Raw genomic sequence first — 20,392 nt, forward strand, 5'->3', positions numbered from 1 at the left:
TTACAGCGGTGCGGTCTGTGCTTCTACCACCGCCAGCGCCACCATGTTGACGATACGGCGCACAGAGGCGATCGGCGTCAGGATGTGTACTGGCTTGGCAACGCCCATCAGTACCGGGCCAACGGTCACACCTTCTGAAGAAGAGACGCGCAGCAGGTTGTAGCTGATGCGGGCGGCTTCCATATTCGGCATGATCAGAATGTTAGCCGAGCCTTTCAACGGACTGTTCGGCATCTGCTCACGACGAATGGCTTCTACCAGCGCGGCGTCGCCGTGCATTTCGCCGTCGATTTGCAGTTCCGGTGCCATCTTGTTTACCAGCGCCAGCGTCGCGCGCATCTTCTTCGCCGTCGGCGAATCAGAAGTGCCGAAGCTGGAATGCGACAGCAACGCCACTTTCGGCTCAATGCCGAAACGGCGCACGGTGCTGGCCGCCATCAGGGTGATTTCCGCCAGCTGTTCCGGGGTCGGGTCCGGGTTGACGTAGGTATCGGCAATAAAAGTGTTGCCGCTCGGCAGCAGCAGCGCGTTCATCGCGCCCGCCACATGCACGCCATCACGGTAGCCGAACACCTTCTCCACAACGTTGAAGTGCTCTTCATAGTTACCGACCGTACCGCAGATCATCGCATCCGCTTCGCCACGGTGAACCATGATGGAACCGATCAGCGTCGGGTTACCGCGCATATCGCGTTGTGCCTGCTCCTGAGACACGCCGCGGCGTTTCATCATCTCGAAATATTCGGTCCAGTAAGCTTTGAAACGCGGGTCGGACTCGTTGTTCACCACCTCGAAGTCCTTGCCGATAGCGATCTGCAAGCCCAGTTTCTGGATGCGTTTTTCGATAACGTTTGGACGACCAATCAACACCGGGAACGCCAGCCCCAGCGACACCAGTTCTTGCGTGGCGTGCAGCACGCGCGGGTCTTCCCCTTCCGCCAGCACCACGCGTTTCGGCTGGGTACGGGCCTGAGAGAAGATAGGCTTCATGAACAGGTTGGTTTTGTAGACGAACTGCGCCAGTTTTTCGATGTAATCATCGAAGTTTTCAATCGGACGGGTCGCTACGCCGGACTCCATTGCCGCTTTCGCTACCGCGGGTGCGATCTTGATGATCAAACGCGGATCGAACGGTTTCGGGATCAGGTATTCCGGCCCGAAGGAGAGATCCTGATCACCATAGGCAGACGCCACCACTTCGCTCTGCTCCGCCAGCGCCAAATCGGCAATGGCGTGCACGCAAGCCAGTTTCATCTCTTCGTTGATGGTGGTCGCGCCCACATCCAGCGCACCACGGAAGATGAACGGGAAGCACAGTACGTTGTTGACCTGGTTCGGGTAGTCTGAACGACCGGTACACACGATGGCGTCCGGGCGCACTGCTTTCACCAGCGGCGGCAGAATTTCCGGCTCCGGGTTCGCCAGCGCCATGATCAGCGGGCGCGCTGCCATGGTTTTCACCATGTCCTGCGTCAGCACGCCAGGACCAGAGCAACCGAGGAAAATGTCCGCGTTCGGGATAACATCGGCCAACGAACGGCTGCCGTTATCATCAATAGCATAGGCTGCTTTGGTTTCCGCCATGTTGGCTTCACGGCCTTTGTAGATTACGCCGCGGGAATCGCACACTACGATGTTTTCACGCTTCAGACCCAGCGCCACCAGCAAATTCAGGCAAGCGATGGATGCAGCGCCCGCACCGGATACCACCAGCCGAACGTCGGAAATCTGTTTTTCCACCACACGCAAACCGTTAAGCACCGCGGCGGTACAGATAATGGCTGTACCGTGCTGGTCGTCGTGGAATACCGGAATCTTCATACGTTCACGCAGCTTCTGCTCGATGTAGAAACACTCCGGTGCTTTGATATCTTCCAGGTTGATGCCGCCAAAAGTCGGCTCCAGCGCCGCAATCACGTCGATCAACTTGTCTGGATCCTGTTCATCCACTTCGATATCAAACACATCGACACCGGAAAATTTCTTGAACAGCACCCCTTTGCCTTCCATGACCGGCTTACCGGCCAGCGCACCAATGTTGCCCAGCCCCAGCACCGCCGTTCCGTTGGAGATCACCGCCACCAGATTGCCGCGCGCAGTGTATTTGTAAGCCGCTAGCGGGTCTTCAGCGATTTCCAGACAAGGCGCAGCAACGCCCGGAGAATAGGCCAGCGCCAGATCGCGCTGCGTGGCCAGCGGTTTGGTCGGGGAAACCTGAATTTTTCCCGGCACCGGATATTGATGGAAGTCCAGTGCGCTTTGCTTTAATTGTTCATCCATAGTCTATTACCTTGTCTTGTCGCTTGTTAGTAGGGTGGCGAGTCACCCAGTGTATCGTGTCTGTGATTTTCGAAACCATGAAGCATTACAAAATCCACGCCGGAATACCGCTTAATATAGTTAATTAATGAGAGTGAAAATCACTCACCATAACGACTATTTCCCCGGCCAAACATCACCAAATGCCGATGATATCGCGACCAGTGCATCCCTTCTCACAGACAAACCGACACACATTGACGGTGCTTAGGCTGTGTTAAGGCATGGAAGATCAAAGCGGGGAAGAGACTGTTCGAAGGTATTCGCTTGTTTGCCGCTGATCAGCAGAAACGGGAAGATGGGCTAGCCACCCACTAGTCAACAGGGCGCTACCGTCAACAACAAGGGGCCTGTCGGCCCCTTGTCATCAAGCATGTTGATATGGCGTTAGCGCAGGTTGGAAAACCAGCCGTTAATCTGCGCGTGCTGCAACAGCATGATGGTTTTACCATCACGGATACGGCCATCCTTAATCATCGCCAGCGCTTCGCTAAACGGCAATTCCAGCACTTCGATATCCTCATCATCCACACCGCCGCCGTTCGTTTTACGCTGTGAGCCGTCATATTCTGCGGCAAAGAAATGCAGTAATTCGGTCACACCACCCGGCGACATGTAAGCTTCAAACAACTTTTCCACTTCACCGATCTGATAACCGGTTTCTTCGATCGCCTCATTACGGATGCACTGTTCCGGCGACTGATCGTCCAGCAAACCGGCGCACGCTTCCAGCAGCATCCCGCTTTCATTGCCATTCAGGTAAGTCGGCATCCTGAACTGTCTCGTTAACACGACCGTCCCCTGAGCACGGTTGTAAAGCAGGATGGCAGCACCATTGCCACGGTCATAGACCTCCCGCATCTGGCGCACTGTGCCGCCATTCTTACGTTTCAAATCGAACACATATTTATGCAGCACAAACCAGTGATCGGACAACAGTTGCTTATCAAGAATAGTGATGGGCGACGACATCATGGAATCTCTGTATCAGAAAATCAGTCCCAGATAATAGGACGGCGATTGCCGGAATGCACGTGATCATAAGATGAAAGCAGAAAAGTCGGACGCCCAAAAGCAAACGCCCCTGCCATAATCGGCAGAGGCGTCGTAAACCGTGGACGAGCACGTTAACCCAGCAACGTGTCCAGCACCAGATACAGGTTAAGCGCAATCACTATACAGACGATCGCCTTGCCAAGATTCTGCACCCGGCGGCTGTTCACCAGGCAGCCCATCAACTCGCGATTACCGGTGAAAACCAACAACGGAATCAGCGCCAGAGCAATACCGAAGCTCAGCAAAACCTGACTTAACACCAGTACCCTGGTCGGGTTCATGCCGGACAGAATGACGATAAAAGACGGCAGCATCGTCACCACACGACGGACCCATATAGGAATGCTAAAGCGTACAAACCCCTGCATCACCACCTGACCGGCCAGTGTCCCAACGACCGTAGACGACAATCCTGCCACTACCAGACTCAAGCCAAAAATAGTCGCTGCAGCCTGCCCCAGTAAAGGTTTCAGCGTCAGATACGCCTGATCCAACTCGGCAATCGAAGTATTACCACTGAAATGAAACGCCGCAGCTGCCGTCGCCATCATCGCCAGATTCACAAACCCGGCGATAGTCATCGCCACAGCAACATCCACTTTGGTGGCGGAATAACGTTCGGCACGGGTGATGTTGCTCTGTTGCTGTGTCAATGATGAATGCAGGTAGATCACGTGTGGCATAATGGTCGCGCCCAGCACACCCGCAGCCAACAGTACCGCATCAGAATTGGGCAAACTCGGCATTACCATACCTTTTGCCAGCGACGACAGCTCCGGGCGAGAGAAAATCAGCTCGACAATGTAAGCAGCCGCCACAAACAACAACAACCCACCGATCACCATCTCAAGTGGTTTCTGCCCACGTTGCTGCAACGTCAGAATCAGAAAAGTGGCAATCCCGGTGAGAATCGCGCCTTCCAGCAGAGACACACCAAGCAATAACTGAAAACCGATCGCCGCGCCGATGAACTCTGCCAGGTCGGTCGCCATGGCTATGATTTCAGCCTGCACCCAGTAGGCCCAAACCGCAGGTTTCGGGAAACGATCACGAATATGTTCCGCCAGATTCTTACCGGTAGCGATCCCAAGCTTGGCGGAGAGCAATTGAATCAACATCGCCATCAGGTTAGCCCACACCACTACCCACAGCAGTTGGTATCCATAGGCTGCGCCTGACTGAATATTGGTGGCGAAATTACCGGGATCGATATAACCGATCGCCGCGATAAAAGCCGGCCCCATCAGTGAAAGCTTGAGCTTCCTCGACGTACGGCTGACTGACTCCATTACACGACTCCCCGGCATATGAGTAACCCTTCTGACGCTATTGTTTTATTACTCTCGCAAAGTTGATAATGGTTATCAAGTGCATTTAGGATGGCAATGATGATTGCTCTGATAGGTTATGATAATGATGCATTCATTCGACAAACGACACACGTTTTAACACGTAAAGATTAACAAAATATAAACAAAAAAACGATCAATATAGCATTTCGAAATTTAATGTTTTCTGCGGCAGAAACGTAGAGAAAATGCGTAAACCGCGGGGAAATGTTTTCCTGAAATGAAGGGAGAGAAAACAGCAAGACAGTAAAGGAAGGAAAAACAGGCAAGAACACATTCACGATGCATTCCGGGAAGAAGCCAGGCGACCACTCCCCGGAGAAAGCCAGAAAACGATTATTCTTTGGCTTTAGATACTGCGACCATCGCCGGGCGCAGCAAACGACCATTCAGGGTATAGCCCTTCTGCATCACCATCATGACATGGTTCGGCGCGTGATCAGCAGATTCAAGCAGCGTCATAGCCTGATGAATTTCCGGATTAAACGGCACGTTCACTTCCGCCACCACGTCAATACCGAACTTGTTCACAGCCGACAGCATCGCTTTCAGCGTCAGTTCGACCCCTTCAATCATACCGGACAGCGCATCATTGGATTTGTCCGCCATGTCCAGCGCACGTTCAAGGTTGTCGATCACCGGCAGCATTTCGCCTGCAAACTTTTCCAGCGCGAATTTATGCGCCTTTTCCACATCCAGCTCAGCACGGCGGCGAATATTCTCCATTTCCGCGCGGGCACGCAACGCGCTTTCGCGTTCACGCTGCTGGGCATCGTTCAGTTGCGCTTCCAGTTCTGCGATACGCTCATCACGCGGGTCAGCGACATCTGTCGTCTCTGGTACGGCATCCGCTTGCTGACCTTCCGCTGCTCCTTTTTGATCCAAGACTTGCTCGTCAGGCGACTTCTGTTCTTTACTACTCATGAAATTCTCCGCGTTTTTCGCATTCATCTCGCTAGTTCGCTTATTATGGGGATCAAAACCGGGGTTTCAAGGGAACCACTCACATATTGTTGGTCCGGCTATCGGTCCAAAAAGCGTGAGCCTCCGGTGCTCTCATGAGGATAAGGCACCCAAATGAACAGATCGTTTAACTGCATCGGTATTGTCGGTCATCCACGTCATCCAAATGCCTTGAGCACCCACGAGATGCTGTATCACTGGCTACGCGCGCAGGGCTACCAGGTGGTGCTCGAACAACAGATCGCCCGCGAATTGCGGCTAGCGGACGCCGCCACCGGCAGTCTGTCAGAAATTGGTCAGCAGGCGGATCTGGCGGTAGTCGTTGGTGGTGACGGCAACATGTTGGGCGCAGCGCGGGTGCTATCGCGCTACGATATCAACGTCATTGGTGTCAACCGTGGCAATCTCGGCTTTCTGACCGATCTCGATCCGGATCATACCCAGCAGCAGCTAAGCGAAGTGCTGGCCGGGCGTTACATCCGCGAACAACGTTTTATGCTGGAAGCGCAGGTATGTCGCGCCAACCACCCCAACAGCAGCAGCACCGCCATCAACGAAGTGGTTCTGCATCCGGGTAAAGTGGCACACATGATTGAATTTGAAGTCTATATTGATGACAAGTTCGCGTTTTCTCAGCGATCCGACGGCCTGATCATCTCTACGCCTACCGGCTCCACCGCCTATTCGCTATCCGGCGGCGGCCCGATCCTGACGCCTTCGCTGGACGCAATCGCACTGGTGCCGATGTTCCCGCATACCTTGTCGGCACGACCGCTGGTAATCAATAGCAGCAGCTCTATCCGCCTGAAGTTTTCCCACATCACCCAGGATCTGGAAATCAGTTGCGACAGCCAGATTTCGTTGCCAGTACAAGAGGGCGAAGAGGTGCTAATCCAACGTAGTCAGTATCACCTGAATCTGATCCACCCAGAAAATTACAGTTATTTCAATACATTGAGTAGCAAGCTTGGCTGGTCGAAAAAATTATTCTGAAAGTAACACTTGCTACTTTACTGTACAAAAAACCAGTCTATACTGTACGTAATAACAGTTGTTGTTACATACAGGACATTATCATGCTGGCGCAACTCACAATCAGTAATTTCGCCATTGTGCGCGAACTGGAGATTGATTTTCAGGCAGGAATGAGCGTCATCACCGGCGAAACCGGAGCGGGGAAATCCATTGCTATTGATGCTCTCGGCCTTTGCCTCGGTAACCGTTCCGATGCCAGCATGGTTCGCCCCGGAGCCAGCCGTGCTGACATCTGCGCCCGCTTTTCGCTGGCGGACACCCCGGCTGCGCTGCGCTGGCTTGAACACAACCAGCTTGATGACAACAACGAATGTCTGCTGCGCCGGGTCATTAGTGCCGACGGTCGCTCTCGTGCATTCATCAACGGCACGGCGGTGCCGCTGTCGCAACTGCGCGAGCTGGGCCAGCATCTGATTCAACTGCATGGGCAGCACGCCCACCAGTTGCTGCTAAAGCCGGAACATCAACGCCACCTGCTGGATGCTTACGCCGATGAATCACAACTGCTCAGCGCCATGCGCCAAATCTGGCAACAATGGCATCAAAGCTGCCGTGAACTGGCGCAACACCAGCAGGCGACCATCGAGCGGGAAGCACGCCGGGAACTGCTGCAATATCAACTCAAAGAGTTAAATGAGTTTGCTCCCCAACCTGGCGAGTACGAACAGATCGACGTCGAATATAAGCGGCTCGCCAACAGCGGACAGTTGATGTCCCTCAGCCAGCAGACGTTGCAGATCCTCAGCGAAAACGAAGACCAGAACCTGTTGAGTATGCTGCATAGCGCCAGGCATCAGTTGTCAGAACTGGTGAGCATGGATGACAAACTCTCCGGCGTATTTTCCATGCTGGAAGAAGCCAGTATTCACATCAGCGAAGCCAGCGATGAACTACGCCATTACTGCGACCGTATGGATATGGACCCAATTCGTCTGTACGAGTTGGAACAGCGCCTGTCACGTCAGCTAGCACTGGCACGCAAGCATCATGTCACACCGGAAGAGTTACCCACATTCCATCAGCAGTTGCTACAGGAACAGCAGTTACTGGAACAACAGGAAAGTGATCACGAATCCCTGAATCACGCGGTGCAAGAGTTCCATCAACAAGCCTTGCATGTAGCCGAACAGCTTCATACCCAACGCTGTCAGCACGCCAGCGAACTGGCGGAATTAATCACCACCAATATGCATGAGCTGGCAATGCCGCACGGTCATTTCACGATTAATGTGACCTTCGCTCCGGACTCGCTAACCGCCAACGGGGCCGATCACATCGAATTCTGTGTCACCACCAACCCCGGCCAGCCGCATCAACCGTTGATCAAAGTGGCTTCAGGCGGTGAGCTGTCGCGTATCGCACTCATCATCCAGGTCATTACCGCCCGCAAGATGGATACCCCGGCTCTGATTTTCGACGAAGTGGATGTCGGTATCAGCGGCCCGACCGCGGCGATTGTCGGCAAGATGCTGCGCCAACTTGGACAATCCACTCAGGTAATGTGCGTCACCCATCTGCCACAGGTAGCGGGATGTGGTCATCACCACTACTTCGTCAGCAAACGTACTGATGGCGCGGCAACGGAAACGCTGATGCAGCCACTGGGTAAACGCGAACGGTTGCAGGAACTGGCACGCCTGCTCGGCGGTTCCGCCGTCACCAAGAACACGCTGGCAAATGCCAGAGAATTGCTGGCAGCATAGTAAGAACCAAGAGAGAGTATAGTGAGAGCCAACTTTTTCGAATTCCCGCGGTCTTACAGACGTCTTGCAGGTTTTCAAGTCAGGCAAGGTCTATTATCATCTGCAACCTATGCCCTTAAGGAATGTAATCACTATGCGCTGTAAAACGCTGACTGTCGTCGCCGCGGTGGTTGTTGTTATGTTGACTGCCGGTTGTTCCACGCTGGAACGTATAGTCTATCGGCCTGACATCAATCAGGGGAACTATCTGGCTTCTGCCGACGTTGCCAAAATCCGTAACGGAATGACCAAACAGCAGGTCATCTACACGTTGGGCACCCCTATGCTGCAAGATCCGTTTGGATCAGACACCTGGTACTACGTCTTCCGTCAGCAACCGGGTCACGAAGCCGTGAAACAACAAACGCTGACCCTGACATTCAATAGTCAGGGCGAGCTAGCTAATGTGGACAATAAACCCACGTTGCAGGCGCAGTAAGTGAACAGGTCCGGCGAGGCTAGCACTCGCTGACTGGCCCCAAAAAATAAGGCACGTTACCGTGCCTTATTTTTTGAGCGTTCTGCACGCTGACGGCGCAGCTCTTTGGGGTCAGCTAATAGCGGCCGATAAATTTCGACCCGATCGCCATCCCTGAGAACATCGCTCAGTTTCGCCGGGCGGCTAAAAATGCCGATTTTATTGACACCCAGATCGATATCCGGGCGTAGAGTCAGCAGGCCGGATGCCTGAATAGCCTGTTCTGCGGTGCTCCCTTCTTCCAGTGTCAACGCTCGCAAATACTGGCGTTCCGGCAACGCATAGACCACGTCCACGTGAATCTCAGGCACAATAGACCTCTTTGGCGCGCTGGGTGAACGCCTGCACCATGTTGTTAGCCAATTCTTTGAAAATCCTGCCAAATGCCATTTCAATCAACACATTCTTGAATTCAAAATCCAGATTTAGCTCGACCTTACAGGCGTCATCACTCAATGGCGTGAACCGCCAGTCGCCGGTCAACTGACGGAACGGACCATCGACCAACTGCATCAAAATAGATTGGTTATCAATCAGCGTATTGCGGGTGGTAAACGTTTTGCTGATACCCGCTTTCGACACATCGACCGCCGCCGTCATTTCACGTTCGGAAGATGACAACACCCGACTACCGGTACATCCAGGCAGAAAAGCCGGATAAGACGAGACATCATTGACTAATTTATACATCTGCTCGGCACTGAACGGGACCAGCGCAGACCGGCTGATTTTAGGCATACAATTTTCCGTGATTCATAAAACGCGCAAAATAATACCATCGATGAGCGGTCAGACAAAAATTCTGCGAGAGGCATCGCACCCGTTCATAAAGAATGGCATGAATCCCGGCGAGGGATTTCATTCGCGACGACAACCAGTATAATGACGGCACTATGACAAAGAAAAAAGCACACAAACCCGGTTCTGCTACCATTGCGCTCAACAAGCGTGCCCGCCATGAATACTTCATAGAAGAAGAGATTGAAGCGGGATTAGCACTTCAGGGGTGGGAAGTTAAATCACTGCGCGCAGGCAAAGCCAATATCAGCGACAGCTATGTGTTGATGCGTGATGGCGAAGCTTATCTTTTCGGTGCCACATTCACTCCACTGCACGGTGCCTCCAGCCACGTGGTCTGTGATCCGACGCGTACCCGCAAACTGCTGCTGAACCAACGCGAGCTGGATTCGCTATACGGCCGAGTCAATCGCGAAGGCTATACAGTAGTGGCACTGTCGCTGTACTGGAAAAACGCCTGGTGCAAGGTCAAGATCGGCGTAGCCAAAGGTAAGAAAGAGCACGATAAGCGCGACGACATCAAAGAGCGCGAATGGAAGCTGGATAAAGCCCGCATCATGAAAAACGCAGCCCGTTAACGGCTGCTAGCGTCGCTACCCATCTTTCTGTTATAATAGTGAAATATCTTGGGGCTGATTCTGGATTCGACGGGATTCGCGAAACCCAAGGTGCATGCCGAGGGGCGGTTGGCCTCGTAAAAAGCCGCAAAAAAATAGTCGCAAACGACGAAACTTACGCCGTAGCAGCTTAATAACCTGCTTACAGCCCTCTCTCCCTAGCCTCCGCTCTTAGGACGGGGATCAAGAGAGGTCAAACCTAAAAGAGATCGCGTGGATGCCCTGCCTGGGGTTGAAGCGTTAAATCCAATCAGGCTAGTTTGTTAGTGGCGTGTCTGTCCGCAGCTGGCAAGCGAATGTAAAGACCAGACTAAGCATGTAGTACCGACGGTGTAGGAATTTCGGACGGGGGTTCAACTCCCCCCAGCTCCACCACTTACATATCCGGATACGTCCGGGAAAGTCCTTAAAGCCCGCATCCCACCTAGGTTTGCGGGCTTTTTTGTTTCCGTCATTGTCCGACGATATCCGGCTAAATCCGCTGATTATTGGTATATGAATTGGTATACGGTACGATATATACCAAAAGGCGTATACCAATCATCAAGGATATCTCCCAATGGCACGGACAACCCGCCCCCTCACCCATACCGAAGTGCAAAAAGCCAAAGCGGCAGACAAAGACCTGACGCTGCATGACGGCAACGGGTTATTTCTCTTAGTCAAAATCACCGGGAAAAAATTGTGGCGGTTCCGTTACCAGAAACCAACCACAGGCCAACGTACCATGATTGGTTTTGGCGCTTACCCGGCATTGTCATTAGCCGATGCCCGCGCCATGAGAGACGAAAAACTGTCGTTGTTAGCCAAGGGGATAGATCCACAGGAAAAAGTGGCTAAGGAAATCGAAGAAACGCAAATCGCCGTAGAAAGCCTTTTCATTAATGTGGCGCGTAGCTGGTTCACGCTGAAACAGACCACAGTTAGCACCGACCACGCCAAAGACATTTGGCGATCACTGGAAAAAGACGTGCTCCCGGCGATTGAAAATATCCCCGTGCAGCAAATCAAAGCCCGCACACTGATACAAGCGCTGGAGCCGATTAAAGCCCGTGGCGCACTGGAAACCGTCAGGCGGTTAGTACAACGCATCAACGAAATTATGGTTTACGCGGTTAACACCGGGCTGATTGACGCTAACCCCGCCTCTGGTATTGGTATGGCCTTCGAGCGCCCTAAAAAACAGCATATGCCGACCATTCGGCCAGAAGAGCTACCCGCGCTGATGCGCACCATTGCGATGTCTAACCTCTCCATTCCTACCCGCTGCTTGCTGGAATGGCAATTACTGACACTTATCCGCCCGGCTGAAGCCTCCGCCACAGCATGGGCTGAGATCGATATCGAGAAAAAAACGTGGAGCATTCCGGCTGAAAGAATGAAAGCCAAGCGCGATCATGTTGTGCCGCTCAGCGAACAGGCGCTGGAACTGCTCGACATCATGCGCCCTATCAGCGGCAACCGCGAACATGTTTTCCCCAGCCGTAACGATCCTAAAAAGCCGATGAACAGCCAGACCGCCAACGCAGCACTAAAACGCATCGGCTACGGTGGAAAACTGGTTGCTCATGGTTTACGCTCAATAGCCAGCACCGCCATGAATGAAGCCGGTTTTAATCCTGATGTGATTGAGGCTGCTTTAGCCCATTGTGATAAGAATGAGGTTAGACGGGCTTATAACCGCTCTACCTACCTTGAACAGCGGAAAGAGTTGATGGATTGGTGGGGGAAATCAGCCAAAAATAAATAAACCCTTCAAAAATCACCTTAGCAAAAATCAAATAAAAAAAGTATATTTAAAACCCCACCAACGCCAATCAAAATATTAAATGTCCCTTAATAAAAATGAACCACATAAAATATGATTATCAATCACCTAATCATTAAGAGCTAAAAAACTCATGTAGACTTAACATCTAAATGTTCTCCGCAATACCCTATCACTATTTTTCTTTTTTCTGCATCAACATGAAAGTGGGCTCTGATTGTTTCTGATTTTTTTCTAGCAGTACCAATTCCTACATGTTTAAACATTTTTATTTTTTCTCCATCATATTCAAATTCCCGAAGTTTATAATATGTCGCAGACCGTTCTACTGTTTCTGATTCATTAGCAGAGTAAGAATCACCTAAAATATCCTTCGCTGTATTGTCTCCATTTTCCAAATATTCAGACAAATAAGATGTACACAGTTTATAAAGGAGGAATATAAGTCTATGGCTATGTTTGAATTTTGATGATGCTTTAGCTGATATATATGCGCTTTTTAGAATAATGACATTTTCAGGAATCAAAATGGCCAATATATTAAGGACTGACTCAGGGCTTAATTTATTACCAATGATAGATATTAATTTCTCCACATCCACCTCATTATCCTGAGTTTTAACTTTAGAATGAATGTTTTTAATATCAACTCTGAGCCTTTCAAGCTCAGACTCAACCTTTATTTTATCAACTAACAACTCTTCACATTGCCCATCTAATTCTTCAATTTTTCTAAGATATTCAAGTTCAAGTTCTTCACTTGAATTCTTTAATTCATCTAATTCATGGAGAGCTTCATCAAAAAGCACTTGATATTGAGATACGTCTTTTAGCTTATTAACTCTTTCTTTAAATATAGAATTATCATCACGCTGATTTTTAGCGCGAACATTAACCGGAGATAAGTGAGATTTCTTTTTATATCCATTATATGAATGCGTTATAATGGAAAGAATGTAATTATTTATCAAAACACCATTATTCTTCATTTCTTCAATTTGTTTAGGAATAATTAATTTATTCCCGATATATCCAGAAGAATTAATAGGGTATATGATATTTATAGCACCGCTCCATGACGAATAATTCCGACCCAATAAGCGTTCCATTTCCCACGAATCCATTTGGCCGTGAGTAGCCACAACCTGGGCTAAGCCTATAAGTTGCTCTTGTAATTTTTCTGGTTTTACAGGAAAACCATTTTCACCCTCACTGATAAAAACAAGTGGGTAATTTCTATTATCCCTTGATATTTCGTGTATTAAATATTGAAAGTCGCCATATTGACTTTTGATATAATCAACCTTTACACCGATAACATCGCGATCAAACTCACAGTTTCTCTTTAAATACGAAACCAACATGGGTCTTGTTGCTACAGGTTTTGAATCAATAAGTGTGCTAACATCACTAATTTCAAGTAAAATAGAAACAAATGTATTAAAACCATCCCTCCTAATACCAATTTCTGTTATCCATTGCCTTCCTCCGACCTCTTTATCAGGATGAGTATACATAACAGAATATGCTCTGGGATCTATTTTATCCGCACTATATGTTCTGACATATTCTCTTTCATAATTAAAATCCCTCCGTGTGAGAATATCTTCTGGCGATATTTTTATATGAGACACCCTATAAATCCAACCACAAATTGAATGGATAACATCATAAAAGCTATTTTCACCAATGCAATTGAATGAATTAACATAAACAAGCATTTCAAACCTCTTTTTCAGTGAAAATTTAAAAAATGAAAATCAAAATAAAACAAAAAAATACCGTTATAAACAAACACTCCATAAAAAACAACGTTAAAAAATATTAGCAACCTCATAAATACGCTGAACCATAAATTTAGGATACAAAATTAGAATGTAAGAAATCAGAAAAAATTAAATCAGATATAATTAGAGAGCTAATTCTAAATAGCCTCATATAATAGTACGACACTTGCAGGACATGACACTCCGACAGTGTTGGCCTCGGACGATGAGAAGTAGAACATCAATGTGCAAAGCTGTTTAGTATTTACCATTTTCCTATTAGAAGCCAGATGCTTAACTAACATAACGCTCAATAGACTTAAAAGCTATTATAATACATATATGTAATCCCCGCGCGCAATCGTGCCCCCGCCACGCCTGCCCGCTTTATGTAGCAGTTTTCATGCAGGTGCATGGAAGCGCTCAGGCTGTACCAGTACTGGCGCGACAAGGGAAATTGAGAGGTAAGTTTTACATGCAAATTCATGCACTGTATACATGCACGATCAAAAAAGCGCTAGCCAGAGAAAAAACCTCAAAAAAAGCCCGCGCAATGGCGGGCGACATGTTGATATTAAAATCAATAAAATGATAATTCGGCTAATTAATTCAATCCGCAGTGTTGCGCCTGCGTGTTTTTAATGCGGCCTCTTTTTCTTTCAAGTCGCGGAAAAAATTCATTCGGCCGATCGGATTTGCCACGGGGGGAAAATCTGCATGTGGCAACGAAGGTGAATCAAGCCCCAGCACGGACAAGACTGGCTCGTTGTCCATTTCAAAGCGATAATTATTCGACTTGGCTATCAGGCAGTTGACCACCTGTTCCATGACCACTTTATCGGGTTTTTGATAGGAAAGTCCTTCGGTAAATTCAGACGTGGTGATACCCAGCATGTGCCGCTTTAACGTGATGGCCCGAATCAGCGCTGTACTGATGCGGTCTAACGCCTGGCTTAATTCCCACTCGGCATAATCACGCAGCGCGCTGGCATGTGCATTACAGCACGCTTTGGCCGATGCATGGCACGTTGCCTGCTGCCGGAGCTGGTCGATTTCCAACTGCGCCAGCAACCCATCATACTCGTGCGCCAGTTCGCGCTGTGCCAGACGCTGTAACTGCAGGGCTTTCAGTTCCTCCGTCATTTCCCCACGCGCTTTGAGAAAACGGGCGCGCCATTCGGTATCAGAAAGCTGATTCTCTGCTTCGGTAGCAGCCTGCTGCGCTTTGGCTCTCCTCATCGCCGTCGTGATGTTATCCAGTTCACTGGCGTTAGCGAGGTGAGCTTCTCGCGCCTTCAGGTAGTTGTCAGACACTTTTTTCAGAACATCCGGGATATCACTTTGTGGCGCAGTCTGGCTCATGGTCGTTCTCCGTATGGGTTATCATCTGGCCGCTATGGTGCAATTCACCACACAACGCCGCTATCTGGGCCGATTGTGCCCATTCCCACACAAGAGCGTGTTTATGACTGGTTGCCTCCCTCTATCAACCGCCACACTTTTATAAAACTGTTCACCACTCTTCACCTGAGAGAAAAAACAGATAAATCAATAAATAAAGGGATGAAGAGTGGATATAACACTCATCACCCGGTGTTCATACTGTTCACCTGAATTGTTGGCGCTTTTTTCTGGCGAGCGGTTTTCAGATGTTTTTTACTATCAATTCAGGCCATATAAATAGCCACCAATAATTTGATTTTTATCGAATGTGTAAAATTGACTTATATTGGCAAATATTGGGCAACGTTGAGAATTGACGGTAGTTCCCGACCGCTTTTTGTCCATCAATCTCCTTTTTTCCCCTTGTTGCCACCACTGCAAATATTCACATAATAGCGAGCTACCAGATAAATCCAGTGCCATCCGGCCAGAGCCGGGCGGACATTAACGAGGTAGCGCCCAATGTTGTCAGCCACACCCCAAGCTCCCCTTCCTGCTGTGCCTCCGATGCCACAGGCTCCGGCCAGAGAGCGCTTAATGCGCCTGCCGGAAGTGCTGTACGTCACCGGTATTTCCCGCTCGACACTGTATGAATTGAGCAACCGCAACGCCTTTCCCGCCCGTGTTCCGCTGGGTGGGAAGAACGTTGCATGGGTTGAGTCCGAAATTCATCACTGGGTGGCTGAACGTATCGCCGCCCGTCAACAGGAGAATCACGCATGATCACCTTAGCTATCGCCGGTCAGTCGGTCACACTCGATGAACGGGAAACTCTCAGCCTGTGCGATCAACTGCTGGCCGCAGCCTCTGATTCACCCCGGCATTACTGCGCATCACGTGCCGGTGATGCGCTGACCAACTGCTGAGGCTGTTATGAACGTGCAATTTATCCCTTTCCCTGGCTTGCCTGCCGGGGCGTTTTGGCGCTATAGTTCCGTCGCTGTCGCAAAATCGACAGCCGGGATTGGCGTCCTGAACAACTCAACGGCGACACCAGACGCGCCATGCGTCTTTTTTTACGTCGCAGCCTTAGCACACTTGCATAACGTGCGGCACACTTTATGCCGTCACCGCATCCAAATTATGGTGGCTCAGGCGGGGCAGCCTTCGGGCTGGCCGGTGTTCGTTGAGGCCGGTTACGCCAACCCCGTCTGGGCTACCACCCTTGAAATTGGCGTTTCTGGTGGTAGCAGTTTTAGCTACTCAACGGAGACTGCCACATGGCTACGACCCCAACCCCGTCACACCCGCAATTTACCTTTCTGTTTCTGGCCGTGCGCCGCGCGGAATTACGCGCCTTACCGCACCGTGAAGCGGTTATCGCCCCGGATGAAATCAGCGCCCGCCGTTTGCTGGCACGTGACTACGTGTTGTCGTTTGCTGGCCGCCTGCCGCTGCGGGGTGCCCGCCATGTTTGATGTCACGCCCCTGACCGCGGAAGAAATTACCGACCAGTGCCGCGCCCTGACCTATGCCGTGATTGAGCTGGATAACCCGATGGCAAAAGAAGTGCTGTTGTTTGTGCTGGCAGAACGCTTAGAAGTGCTCTCGGCCACGCTGGATATGCCCGATGCTATCGATAACCTGAACGACCCCGACCAGACCGACTCCACACTGCACTGAAGGGCAACACATGGCACAACCTACCGTGACACAGGCCGTGAAACGCGCCAGCGGCCACTGGCCGCAACTCCTCCCCCTGCTGGGTATTTCTGTTGACGCAGCCGGGCAGCATAGCGCCTGCCCGGTATGCGGTGGCAAGGACCGTTTCCGCTTCGATAACAAAGAGGAGCGCGGCACATGGTTCTGTAACCAGTGTGGCGCGGGTGACGGACTGAATCTGGTTGAGAAAGCCCTGAACCTGACGCCAACCGACGCCGCCCTGAAAGTGAGCGCGTTGCTGGGTGAGCTGCCGGATAGCCCGGCAGTCTCAACGCCCGACGACGATGATAACCACGCGGCCCGGCAACGGGCGGCGGTTCAGGCACAGGCCAAAATCAAAGAAACGGTTACACAGTCCGGTAATGCCTACCTGAGCGCCAAAGGCTGGCCGGACGTGGAGGTACTCACTCTACAGGGCAAACCGCTGCGCATGGGCGGCATAGTCTATCAGCCCGGTGATGTACTGGTGCCGCTGACTACGCACGATGGCGAGGTGGTGAACATCCAGTTGATTAATGCACAGGGCGACAAACGCACGCTGAAAGGCGGGCAGGTTAGAGGCACGTTTTACTGTTTCAGTGGCAAACACACCACCATTATCTGGCTGGCTGAGGGCTATGCCACTGGGTTAACGCTGTACCAGCTAACCGGTGATACCGTGTATGTCGCGCTCAGCGCTAACAATCTGTCATCCCTTGCCCGTGAACTGAAAACACGCCACCCGGCGGCGACCTTGCTGATCGCCACTGACCGGGATGAGAACGGCACCGGCCAGTCCAAAGCCGGTCAGGCCGCTTCTGCTGTACATGGACGTGTCGCTCTGCCGCCGGTATTTGGTGACTGGAACGATGTATACCGCCGTGAAGGCGCAGACGTCACCCGGCACTACCTGACTAAGTTTATCCAGCCGGAAAAGGCCAGCCCGTTTGAGTCGCTGGGCGAGGCCGAATTCAAGGCCATGAGCGCCAGTGAGAAAGCGGAGAAGATACGCGACCATTACCGCAACACGCTGGCTATTGATGCTTTTGGGGAAACCTTCTTCCAGTATCAAAACGGTGCATGGAAAGCCTTACCCTACCGCTTGTTAAGCCGGGATATCGCCGCGCTGTTTCAGAAGATACAGGCTCCCTTTACCGCGTCCAGCATTGGCAGCGTTTTAGACACACTGAAACTGATTATCCCCATGCAGGCCAAGCCCCAGCGCCGGTTAATCGGCTTTCGTAACGGCGTGTTTGATACTGTCAGCGGGGAGTTTAAGCCGCACCGCCGGGAGCACGGGTTGCATACCGTTAATGACGTGGACTACACGCCGCTTAAGGCAGGAGAAAACCTTGCCGACAATGCTCCGCACTTCTGGCGCTGGCTGACCCGTGCGGCAGGACACAACGAAGATAAACAGGCACGTATTCTGGCCGCGCTGTTTATGGTGCTGGCAAACTGCTATGACTGGCAACTGTTCCTTGAAGTCACCGGCCCCGGCGGCAGCGGGAAAAGTATTCTGGCCGAGATTGCTACTATGCTGGCCGGCGAGGACAACACCACGGCGGCGACCATCAACACCATTGAATCTTCCCGTGAGCGCGCGTCACTGATTGGTTTCTCATTCATCGTACTGCCTGATCAAGAGAAATGGAGCGGTGACGGTGCCGGCATCAAGGCCATTACCGGCGGCGATGCGGTGATGGTTGACCCGAAATACCGTGACGCCTATTCCACCCGAATTCCGGCGGTGATTCTGGCCGTCAACAACACCCCGATGCGCTTTAGCGACCGCAGCGGCGGCGTGTCTCGTCGCCGGGTGATTATTCATTTCAGCGAGCCCATTCCGGCCAGCGAACGCGACCCTAAGCTGAAAGAGAAAATTCGGGCAGAATTGGCCGTAATTGTGCGTCACCTGATGAAGCGCTTTGCCGACCCCAACAACGCCCGGACATTGTTACAGGCACAACAACATTCCGCCGAGGCGCTGGAAATCAAACGTCAGGCTGATCCATTGGTTGATTTTTGCGGCTACCTGCAGGCACACAGTGGCACCACCGGGCTGTATATGGGCAACGCCAACATCACGCCCCGGAACCCTCGTAAATACCTGTACCACGCCTATCTGTCCTTTATGGAGTCGCACGGCCATCAGAAGCCCATCAGCCTGACGGCGTTTGGCAAAGTGCTGCCTAACATCATGTCGGAATACGGGCTGGCCTACCTCAAGGGCAGAACCAAACAAGGCATACAAACCAACCTTGGACTGAAAGACGAATCAGACACCGACTGGCTGCCCAAATGTGACAGGGCCTGATACCTCATCAACAGTGGCAGACCGGCTTCGGCCGGTTTTGCCACAAATCCTTTTTCACAAAAAATTTAGAATATAATTAATTTACATTTTTATAAATAAAAATTATCTCATGAGCAATATATTATCTGAATATTGATTATTATTGAAATAATAATCAATTAATTAAAAATTCCTTAACAAATTATTGCCAAATGATTAACCAATGATATTTTTTCTCATAACAATGACAATACGGAGAAATACTATGCCATCACTAGGTGTTGCTGAGTTTTCATCAATTGCTGTTAATACCTCACCCCAAACAAAGATCAACAAAATAAAATCCATAGCAAACAGACCAGATTATCATCCGGGCAAGGATTTTTATAAGAAAATAAGAGATGCAATAAAAAGATTAATAGTAAAAAAAGGGCATATATCAGAGCTCTATGATTTATGCAGAAAAGAAAAAAAATCCTCAAAAAAGATATACTTTGAAAAAATAGTTAACGTATTCAATGAGTGGCAATCAGGAAAAAACATTACCGGATTCCCCGCTCCCAAAAGATACTATCACTATGCAAAAACAGATATATCATGCAACCCTGAATTAAATGTAAACTTTCAAGGAAGGTCAAAGTTAGTAAAATTACATTTTAGCAATAGTGAGAAAATGACTCAAGAGAGAGCTAATTTCATTTGTTTTTTAATGGAAAGAGCAATTGGCGATCAAGGTTTTGAATACTCAGTGCTTGATCTTACGTCAGGGAAAGAATTCTTCTTTTCAGGAAATAAAGAGAAGCAAGAGGTGAGAGTTAATAAAGAAATACAGTTCATTGAAGCCCACTGGGAGGATTGATAATTCATTTAACAGGGACGTTAAAAATTTCTACTATATTAGCACCATCCCACTCATTTTATTGCTCTCGCTAATAGTCGTAGTCTTTAGCCCCTTAGCTCAGAAAAGGGTGATGAGTCACCGTCACTTTCTGAGTGACTCATCACCCATTAATGCATTGATTATAAATAACAAAACTATCGAGTGTAGAGGGTGAACAGTTTTTCGAAGAATCTTTTTATTTGGGCGTGGATGTTCACATGAGAGGGTGTACGTAATTCTG

The 20,392-nt window shown here is 50.2% G+C and carries 20 protein-coding genes, 1 other RNA gene and 1 pseudogene; 13 read left to right on the forward strand and 9 right to left on the reverse strand.

Going from position 1 to position 20,392, the window contains the following annotated elements:
* The 4 genes from maeB to grpE form a co-directional block, all read right to left on the reverse strand.
* Positions 1 to 2,280, reverse strand: a complete 2,280-nt coding sequence (maeB, locus tag OB87_RS15705) for an NADP-dependent oxaloacetate-decarboxylating malate dehydrogenase (RefSeq protein ID WP_033570352.1) — start codon at positions 2,278 to 2,280, stop codon at positions 1 to 3.
* A gap of 426 nt (positions 2,281 to 2,706) precedes the next feature.
* Positions 2,707 to 3,291: a GDP-mannose pyrophosphatase NudK gene (gene nudK, locus OB87_RS15710; protein WP_033570353.1), complete on the reverse strand. Its 585-nt coding sequence runs from the start codon at positions 3,289 to 3,291 to the stop codon at positions 2,707 to 2,709.
* 155 nt (positions 3,292 to 3,446) lie between these two features.
* Positions 3,447 to 4,682 carry an Nramp family divalent metal transporter gene (locus tag OB87_RS15715; protein WP_050515734.1) on the reverse strand — a complete coding sequence of 412 codons (1,236 nt, stop codon included), beginning with the start codon at positions 4,680 to 4,682 and terminating at the stop codon, positions 3,447 to 3,449.
* 378 nt (positions 4,683 to 5,060) lie between these two features.
* Complete coding sequence (gene grpE / locus OB87_RS15720) at positions 5,061 to 5,648, reverse strand: nucleotide exchange factor GrpE (RefSeq protein WP_033570355.1); 588 nt, start codon at positions 5,646 to 5,648, stop codon at positions 5,061 to 5,063.
* A gap of 153 nt (positions 5,649 to 5,801) precedes the next feature.
* Here grpE and nadK point away from each other — a divergent pair, with 153 nt between their 5' ends.
* The 3 genes from nadK (at position 5,802) to bamE (ending at position 8,903) form a co-directional block, all read left to right on the forward strand.
* Positions 5,802 to 6,680: an NAD(+) kinase gene (gene nadK / locus OB87_RS15725; RefSeq protein WP_033570356.1), complete on the forward strand. Its 879-nt coding sequence runs from the start codon at positions 5,802 to 5,804 to the stop codon at positions 6,678 to 6,680.
* 83 nt (positions 6,681 to 6,763) lie between these two features.
* A complete protein-coding gene (recN, locus tag OB87_RS15730) occupies positions 6,764 to 8,425 on the forward strand; it encodes a DNA repair protein RecN (protein WP_033570357.1) in 1,662 nt (553 codons plus the stop codon).
* 133 nt (positions 8,426 to 8,558) lie between these two features.
* Positions 8,559 to 8,903 carry an outer membrane protein assembly factor BamE gene (gene bamE / locus OB87_RS15735; protein WP_033570358.1) on the forward strand — a complete coding sequence of 115 codons (345 nt, stop codon included), beginning with the start codon at positions 8,559 to 8,561 and terminating at the stop codon, positions 8,901 to 8,903.
* 56 nt (positions 8,904 to 8,959) lie between these two features.
* Here bamE and OB87_RS15740 read toward each other — a convergent pair whose 3' ends face one another.
* Positions 8,960 to 9,253: an RnfH family protein gene (locus OB87_RS15740; RefSeq protein WP_033570359.1), complete on the reverse strand. Its 294-nt coding sequence runs from the start codon at positions 9,251 to 9,253 to the stop codon at positions 8,960 to 8,962.
* On the reverse strand, positions 9,246 to 9,680 hold the full coding sequence (locus OB87_RS15745; RefSeq protein ID WP_033570360.1) for a type II toxin-antitoxin system RatA family toxin: 435 nt from the start codon (positions 9,678 to 9,680) through the stop codon (positions 9,246 to 9,248). Before OB87_RS15745 ends, OB87_RS15740 begins: the two co-directional genes overlap by 8 nt.
* 155 nt (positions 9,681 to 9,835) lie before the next feature.
* On the opposite strand from OB87_RS15745, the gene smpB reads away from it, so the two are divergent.
* From smpB to OB87_RS15755, 3 genes are all read left to right on the forward strand, one after another.
* Positions 9,836 to 10,318, forward strand: coding sequence for an SsrA-binding protein SmpB (gene smpB / locus OB87_RS15750; RefSeq protein ID WP_016942314.1), 483 nt, complete (start codon positions 9,836 to 9,838; stop codon positions 10,316 to 10,318).
* Between the two features lie 50 nt (positions 10,319 to 10,368).
* Positions 10,369 to 10,732, forward strand: a transfer-messenger RNA (tmRNA) gene (gene ssrA / locus OB87_RS20030).
* 184 nt (positions 10,733 to 10,916) lie between these two features.
* Entirely contained in the window at positions 10,917 to 12,107 is a 1,191-nt protein-coding gene (locus tag OB87_RS15755) for an integrase domain-containing protein (protein WP_033570361.1), read from the forward strand.
* 149 nt (positions 12,108 to 12,256) lie between these two features.
* On the opposite strand, the gene OB87_RS15760 is transcribed toward OB87_RS15755, so the two are convergent.
* From OB87_RS15760 to OB87_RS21105, 3 genes are all read right to left on the reverse strand, one after another.
* Positions 12,257 to 13,846 carry a hypothetical protein gene (locus OB87_RS15760; RefSeq protein ID WP_152605903.1) on the reverse strand — a complete coding sequence of 530 codons (1,590 nt, stop codon included), beginning with the start codon at positions 13,844 to 13,846 and terminating at the stop codon, positions 12,257 to 12,259.
* A 654-nt stretch (positions 13,847 to 14,500) separates the two neighbouring features.
* Positions 14,501 to 15,253: a phosphoenolpyruvate carboxylase gene (locus tag OB87_RS15765; RefSeq protein ID WP_235425289.1), complete on the reverse strand. Its 753-nt coding sequence runs from the start codon at positions 15,251 to 15,253 to the stop codon at positions 14,501 to 14,503.
* A 425-nt stretch (positions 15,254 to 15,678) separates the two neighbouring features.
* Positions 15,679 to 15,810: a hypothetical protein gene (locus OB87_RS21105; RefSeq protein ID WP_268745841.1), complete on the reverse strand. Its 132-nt coding sequence runs from the start codon at positions 15,808 to 15,810 to the stop codon at positions 15,679 to 15,681.
* Here OB87_RS21105 and OB87_RS15770 point away from each other — a divergent pair.
* The 7 genes and pseudogenes from OB87_RS15770 (at position 15,797) to OB87_RS15790 (ending at position 20,130) form a co-directional block, all read left to right on the forward strand.
* On the forward strand, positions 15,797 to 16,057 hold the full coding sequence (locus OB87_RS15770) for a helix-turn-helix transcriptional regulator (protein ID WP_033570364.1): 261 nt from the start codon (positions 15,797 to 15,799) through the stop codon (positions 16,055 to 16,057). The two genes, OB87_RS21105 and OB87_RS15770, sit on opposite strands and share 14 nt — an antisense overlap.
* Positions 16,054 to 16,200 carry a hypothetical protein gene (locus tag OB87_RS20900; RefSeq protein WP_167334393.1) on the forward strand — a complete coding sequence of 49 codons (147 nt, stop codon included), beginning with the start codon at positions 16,054 to 16,056 and terminating at the stop codon, positions 16,198 to 16,200. The genes OB87_RS15770 and OB87_RS20900 overlap by 4 nt, the downstream gene beginning before the upstream one ends.
* A gap of 7 nt (positions 16,201 to 16,207) precedes the next feature.
* A pseudogene (locus OB87_RS20035) lies at positions 16,208 to 16,507 on the forward strand (ash family protein); the annotation flags it as partial.
* A 47-nt stretch (positions 16,508 to 16,554) separates the two neighbouring features.
* Positions 16,555 to 16,752 (forward strand): host cell division inhibitor Icd-like protein, encoded by a 198-nt coding sequence (locus tag OB87_RS20740; protein ID WP_024104726.1) that lies wholly within the window; start codon positions 16,555 to 16,557, stop codon positions 16,750 to 16,752.
* Positions 16,745 to 16,957, forward strand: coding sequence for a hypothetical protein (locus tag OB87_RS15780; protein WP_033570365.1), 213 nt, complete (start codon positions 16,745 to 16,747; stop codon positions 16,955 to 16,957). Before OB87_RS20740 ends, OB87_RS15780 begins: the two co-directional genes overlap by 8 nt.
* Positions 16,958 to 16,967: 10 nt before the next feature.
* Positions 16,968 to 19,292: a primase-helicase zinc-binding domain-containing protein gene (locus tag OB87_RS15785; RefSeq protein WP_033570366.1), complete on the forward strand. Its 2,325-nt coding sequence runs from the start codon at positions 16,968 to 16,970 to the stop codon at positions 19,290 to 19,292.
* Positions 19,293 to 19,536: 244 nt separating this feature from the next.
* A complete protein-coding gene (locus OB87_RS15790; RefSeq protein ID WP_033570367.1) occupies positions 19,537 to 20,130 on the forward strand; it encodes a hypothetical protein in 594 nt (197 codons plus the stop codon).
* Positions 20,131 to 20,392 lie beyond the last annotated feature (262 nt).

This window comes from Dickeya undicola, from assembly GCF_000784735.1.
Lineage (GTDB): Bacteria > Pseudomonadota > Gammaproteobacteria > Enterobacterales > Enterobacteriaceae > Dickeya > Dickeya undicola.